A 5,725-nucleotide genomic window follows, 5' to 3' on the forward strand; every position below is an offset into this window, starting at 1 on the left:
CGCGGCAGCGGCGGTCCTACACTGGCCCGCTGTGAACGAAACACTCGGGGACGCCGCGCTCGTCCTCGTCTTCATCCTGCTGGGCGGGTTGTTCAACGTCGCCGAGATCTCGCTGATCTCGCTGCGCGAGGGCCAGATCCGGACGCTGGAGGGGCTCGGCACGCGGCGCGCGGCGCGTGCCGCGCACCTGGCGGCCGACCCCAACCGCTTCCTGGCCGCCGTCCAGGTCGGGGTGACCTGCATGGGCTTCCTGTCGGCCGCCTTCGGCGCGGACACCCTGTCCGGCAAGGTCGCACCGCTGTTCGTCCGGGCCGGGCTGTCCGCGGGCGTGGCCGACGCGGTGGCCCTGGTCGGCCTCACCCTGGTGATCAGCTACGCCTCGCTGGTGCTGGGCGAGCTGACCCCCAAGCGGATCGGCCTGCAGCGCGCCGCGTCCATCTCGGTCATCGCCGCCCCGGTGGTGGACGTGATGTCGGTGGTGCTGCGGCCGGTGATCTGGCTGCTCGGCCACTCCACCAACCTGATGGTCCGGTTGCTCGGCGGCGACCCGGCGGCGGGCCGCGGCTCGATGAGCTCCGAGGAACTGCGCGGCCTGGTCGCCGCCAACACCGAACTCGGAAGCGACGAACGGGCGTTGATCGCCGATGTGTTCTCCGCCGGAGAGCGTCAGCTGCGCGAGGTGATGGTCCCGCGCACCGAGGTGACCTTCCTCGACGCCGAGCGCCCGCTGGCCGCCGTGCGGCACCAGGCCGACACCTCCCCGCACTCGCGCTACCCGGTGGTCGAGGGCAGCGCCGACGCGGTGGTCGGCTTCGTCCACGTCCGCGACCTGTACGGCGCGCGCGGCGAGCAGGCCGTCAAGGTCCGCGACCTGGCCCGCCCGGTCAAGCTGCTGCCCGGCACCAAGCTGGTGCTGGAGGCGATGGGCGAGATGCGCCGGGAGGGCCACCACCTGGCCATCGTGGTGGACGAGTACGGCGGCACCGCCGGGATCGTCACCCTGGAGGACCTGGTCGAGGAGGTGATCGGCGAGATCCGGGACGAGTACGACCGCCCGGAGGCCGCCCCCACCCGCCGGCTGGCCGGCGGCGGCGTCGAGCTGGACGGCCTGCTCAACCTCGGCGACTTCGCCGAGGAGACCGGCGTCACCCTGCCCGAGGGTCCGTACGAGACGGTGGCGGGCTGCCTGGTCGCCGCGCTCGGCCGGCTGCCCCGGGACGGCGACCAGGTGCGCGTTCCGGTCGCGGGCGGCGGCGGGGTGCTGCTGACGGTGGCCAAGGTCGAGGGCCGGCGGATCGCCCGGGTCGGGGTGAGTGCGGTCACACTGGCCGAACCTCCGGGGGCGGAGGTTTCCTGAGCGAGCGGTGGAACTGGAACAATGGCGCGCATGGTCAACGCAGCGGTCACCGGTCCGGCCAAGGACCGTCCCCGGGTGCTCTCCGGCATCCAGCCCACTTCCGGCTCGTTCCACCTCGGCAACTACCTGGGCGCGGTGCGCCAGTGGGTCGACCTGCAGAAGGAGAACGACGCCTTCTACATGGTCGTCGACCTGCACGCGATCACGGTGCCGCAGGACCCGGCGACGCTGCGCGAGAACACCCGGATCTCCGCCGCCCAGCTGCTCGGCGCGGGCCTGGACCCGGACCACTGCACGCTCTTCGTCCAGTCGCACGTGCCCGAGCACGCCCAGCTCGCCTGGGTGATGAACTGCCTCACCGGCTTCGGCGAGGCCTCGCGGATGACCCAGTTCAAGGACAAGTCCTCCCGGTACGGCTCCGAGGGCACCACGGTCGGCCTGTTCACCTACCCGATCCTCCAGATCGCGGACATCCTGCTCTACCAGGCGGACGCCGTCCCGGTCGGCGAGGACCAGCGCCAGCACGTGGAGATCACCCGCGACATCGCCGAGCGGTTCAACTCGCGCTACGCCCCCACGTTCACGATCCCGAAGCCGTACATCCTCAAGGAGACGGCGAAGATCATGGACCTCCAGGACCCGGGCATCAAGATGAGCAAGTCGGCCTCCTCGGCCAAGGGCCTGGTCAGCCTGCTGGACGAGTCGAAGGTCAGCGCCAAGAAGTTCAAGAGCGCCGTCACTGACACCGGCACCGTCGTCTCCTACGACGAGGAGGAGAAGCCGGGCGTCTCCAACCTGCTGCGCATCCACTCCGCGCTCAGCGGCCGGTCGGTGGACCAGCTGGTCGAGCACTTCGAGGGCAAGATGTACGGCGCCCTGAAGACCGAGCTGGCCGAGCTGTTCACCGAGTGGGTCACCCCCTTCCAGGAGCGCACCCGGGTGTTCCTGGACGACCCGGCGGAGCTGGACCGGGTGCTGGCGATCGGCGCCGAGAAGGCGCGCGCGGTGGCGTCGGTGACGCTGGAGACGGTGTACGACCGGATCGGCTTCCTTCCGGCCGCCAAGCGGTGACTCCCCTCACGCACCTGCCCGGTGGTGGCGACCTCCCCGAGGTCGTCACCATCGGCGTGTCCGTGAGCGTCCCGGACCCGTACGGCACGGCGGTCCAGGACGCCCGGGCCGGGCACGGCGATCCGCTGGCCCGGTCGATACCCACCCACGTCACCCTGCTGCCGCCGACCGAGGTGCCCGCCGAGGCGCTGCCGAAGATCGAGGAGCACCTGGCGGCGGTGGCGGCCGCGCACCGCCCGTTCCGGATGCTGCTGCACGGCAGCGGGACCTTCCGCCCGGTCTCCCCGGTGGTGTACGTCCGGGTCGAGGAGGGCGCCCAGGAGTGCCGGCTGCTGGAGGCGGACATCCGCTCCGGCCCGCTGGCCCGCGAGCTGGCCTTCCCGTACCACCCGCACGTGACGGTCGCCCACGGACTGTCGGACGACGTGCTGGACCAGGCGTACGAGCAGGCGCGCGACTTCCGGGCGGACTTCCCGGTGGAGGGCTTCGGCCTCTCCCGGTTCGGCGCGGACGAGGTCTGGCGGCCCTGGCGGAGCTACCCGTTCGGGTGAACCGGGGCGTCTCCTGGCCCCGCCGCGCAGCCTAGCCCCGCCGCCCGGCCTCCCCGGCCGCCGAGTTCGAGCATCCGGTCGACCACCCGGCGGGCCGCGCGGCCGTCGTCCAGGGCGCAGTGCTCGGCCCGGAAGCGCCGGTAGCGCTCGGCGTAGTCGGGCGGCGGTCCGCCGTCGCCGTCGGCGAGTCCGCGCAGCGCGCCGAGCAGTTCGGCCGAGGTCGGCACCAGCGGGCCGGGGGCGTTCGCCTCGAAGTCGAAGGAGAAGCCGCGCAGGGTGTCGCGGTAGTGCTCCAGGTCGTAGGTGAAGAAGTACATCGGACGGCCGGTGATGGCGAAGTCGAACATGATCGACGAGTAGTCGGTCACCAGGACGTCCGCGACCAGCAGCAGTTCCTGCGGGTCGGGGTAGTCCCCGCAGTCGTACAGGAAGCCGTCGCCGGCGCCGGGCAGCGGTTCGCGCACGTGCGCGTGCGGGCGGACCAGCAGCACGTGGTCCGGCCCGAGCAGGCGCCGGGCGTGGTCGAGGTCCAGCCGCAGGTCGAGCCGGAAGCCCTCGCCGTCGCCGCGCTGCTGGTCCTCGCGCCAGGTCGGTGCGTACAGCACGATCCGCCGGCCCTCGGGAACGCCGAGCCGGCGGCGGACGGCGGCGACGGTCCGCGGGTCCGGTCGGGCGAGCACGTCGTTGCGCGGGTACCCGGACTCCAGCAGCTCGCCGGCGTAGCGGAAGGCGCGCCGCAGGATCGGGGTGGCGAACGGGCTGGGGGAGAGCAGCAGGCTCCACTGCGGCGTCTCCCGGTCGAGCGCCGCCAGGTAGCCGCGGTCGGCCAGCCAGGGGCTCTCGACGTCGTGGGCGATCCGCTTCAGCAGGGAGCCGTGCCAGGTCTGCACGATGACCTGGCCGGGACGGCGCTCCAGGAAGTCCGGGAAGTGGGTGTTGCCGACCAGGTACCGGCAGGTGGCCAGCGCGCGGTACCACTCCGGGCTCCAGCTGCGCACCGGGACGATCCCGGGCGGCACCACGGCCTGGGCGTCGTCGACCACCCACAGGTGCTCCAACCGGGCGTTGCGGCGCACGAGTTCGGTGTGCACCGCGCGTGGGGAGTCGGCATAGCCGCGGCCGCCGAACACGTCGTACAGCACCGCCTCGCGCAGTGGCGCGCGGCGGGCGGCCGGGTAGCGCTCGGTGCGCAGCCGGCGCTGCGTCCAGGCGCTGCGCTCGGCGGCGGTGAGCACCGGCGTGGAGTCCACCACCAGGGTGTCGTGCCACCGGCGCTGCAGCAGGACCCGCTTGCCGCCGGCGGTGGTGGCGGCGGGGACGGCGGACAGCGCGGCGGGGGCGGCGAGCAGCGGCCGGGCGTCCCCGGGGCGGGCGACCGGCTCCAGGGCGGCCTCCCAGACGCCCTTGCGCAGCGGCAGCGCGACGCCGTCCGAGCCGGTCCGGGCGGCGGGCACCCGGACCCGGAAGCGGCCGTCCGGGCCGGTGGCGACCGGGGTGCGGACCTCGCTCGCGGAGCCGGCGTGCCGCAGCACCAGCTGCAGCCGGTCCGCGGCCGGGTCCGGGCAGCGGCCGGACAGTTCGAAGCCGCCGTCCCGTACGGCGATCCGGTCGACCAGGCCGGCCGCGGGCTGGACGCAGAGCTGGAGCCGGCCGTCGGCGAGGTGCTTGAGGTAGAGCACCCGGTCCGGGACACCGGGCAGCGGGTGCTGGCCGGCCACCGGGCCGCCGCGCTCGTCGAGGCAGAGCTGTTCGGTGCCGCCGTCGGGGCGCAGCAGTTCGGCGTCCCAGTGTTCCAGCCTGCCGCTGCCCCGCCCGTCGGCAGTGAACGGCCGGTACGGCACCCGGACGGTGAAGGTGTTGCCGGTGCGGGCGAGCGGCTGCTCGACCACCGCGTCGCTCTCCCGGTGGCGCAGCCGCAGCACGGTGCCGGAGGGGCAGGCGTCGGCGACCCCGCCCAGGTCCAGGCCGTCGGGGGCGGGGGCGGCGCGGGTGATCCGGACGGCCGGGCGCTCCAGCCGCAGCCGCAGCCGGCCGTCGGCGAAGAACGGCTGGAGCCGGACGCCGTCGTCCACCCAGTGGGCCGGCGGGTACTCGCCGGAGCCGCACCAGTGCGGGGCGAGGGCGCCGTACCGGCGGCGCACCCGGGCGGGGCGGGGGCGGGTGAAGAGCGTGGCCTCGATCCGCCAGTCGCCGAGCAGCCAGTGGTCCCCGCGGCGCAGCCGGCCGGGTGCTATCAGCGCGGTGAAGCCGGACCAGTCGTGGTTGTGCTCGGGCTGGGCGCTGTCGTCGGTGACCTCGGGCATCCGGCGGGGGCGGGAGCGCAGGTGCAGCGGCGGCTGGGACCGGTTCTGGTGGCGCAGGGTCAGCCAGGTCCAGGCGGAGCCGGGGCGGGCGGTGTCCTGGCCCTTCGGGCGGGCGAAGCCGGTGAGCTCCAGGCCGCGGCCGTGCCAGTGGGCGCGCAGCAGCCCGAAGACGACGTCCTCGTCCTCGGCGGGGCGGCCGGCGGTCACCCGGGGGGCGGCGTGCGGCAGGACCAGCCGCGTGAGCACAGGCATGGCGGTGGGAGCCCTTCGGAAGGGAAGTCAACATCCCATCCAGAAATGGCGCCGGGGTCAATTGCACGCTTTTTCGAATGCCCCGGGGAATGCATTTCCGGGAACGCCGGTTCGAATGCGGATCCGGTGTTCCGGTCCTTTCCGCCGGGCCCTTTTCGGTCCCTTCCGCCCGGACGCACAGGTGCCCGGAC

General features: G+C 73.8%; 4 protein-coding genes. 3 read left to right on the plus strand and 1 reads right to left on the minus strand.

What is annotated here, in order from left to right:
- Positions 1 to 31 precede the first annotated feature (31 nt).
- The 3 genes from ACWGKU_RS40115 (at position 32) to ACWGKU_RS40125 (ending at position 2,979) form a co-directional block, all read left to right on the plus strand.
- Positions 32 to 1,357, plus strand: coding sequence for a hemolysin family protein (locus tag ACWGKU_RS40115; RefSeq protein WP_452180998.1), 1,326 nt, complete (start codon positions 32 to 34; stop codon positions 1,355 to 1,357).
- 75 nt (positions 1,358 to 1,432) lie between these two features.
- Positions 1,433 to 2,428, plus strand: a complete 996-nt coding sequence (trpS, locus tag ACWGKU_RS40120; protein WP_401043748.1) for a tryptophan--tRNA ligase — start codon at positions 1,433 to 1,435, stop codon at positions 2,426 to 2,428.
- Entirely contained in the window at positions 2,425 to 2,979 is a 555-nt protein-coding gene (locus tag ACWGKU_RS40125; protein WP_380542974.1) for a 2'-5' RNA ligase family protein, read from the plus strand. Before trpS ends, ACWGKU_RS40125 begins: the two co-directional genes overlap by 4 nt.
- Here the strand turns inward: ACWGKU_RS40125 and ACWGKU_RS40130 are convergent.
- Complete coding sequence (locus ACWGKU_RS40130) at positions 2,964 to 5,534, minus strand: CDP-glycerol glycerophosphotransferase family protein (protein WP_452180999.1); 2,571 nt, start codon at positions 5,532 to 5,534, stop codon at positions 2,964 to 2,966. The two genes, ACWGKU_RS40125 and ACWGKU_RS40130, sit on opposite strands and share 16 nt — an antisense overlap.
- Positions 5,535 to 5,725: the final 191 nt, after the last annotated feature.

It is taken from the genome of Kitasatospora sp. NPDC054768 (assembly GCF_053612025.1).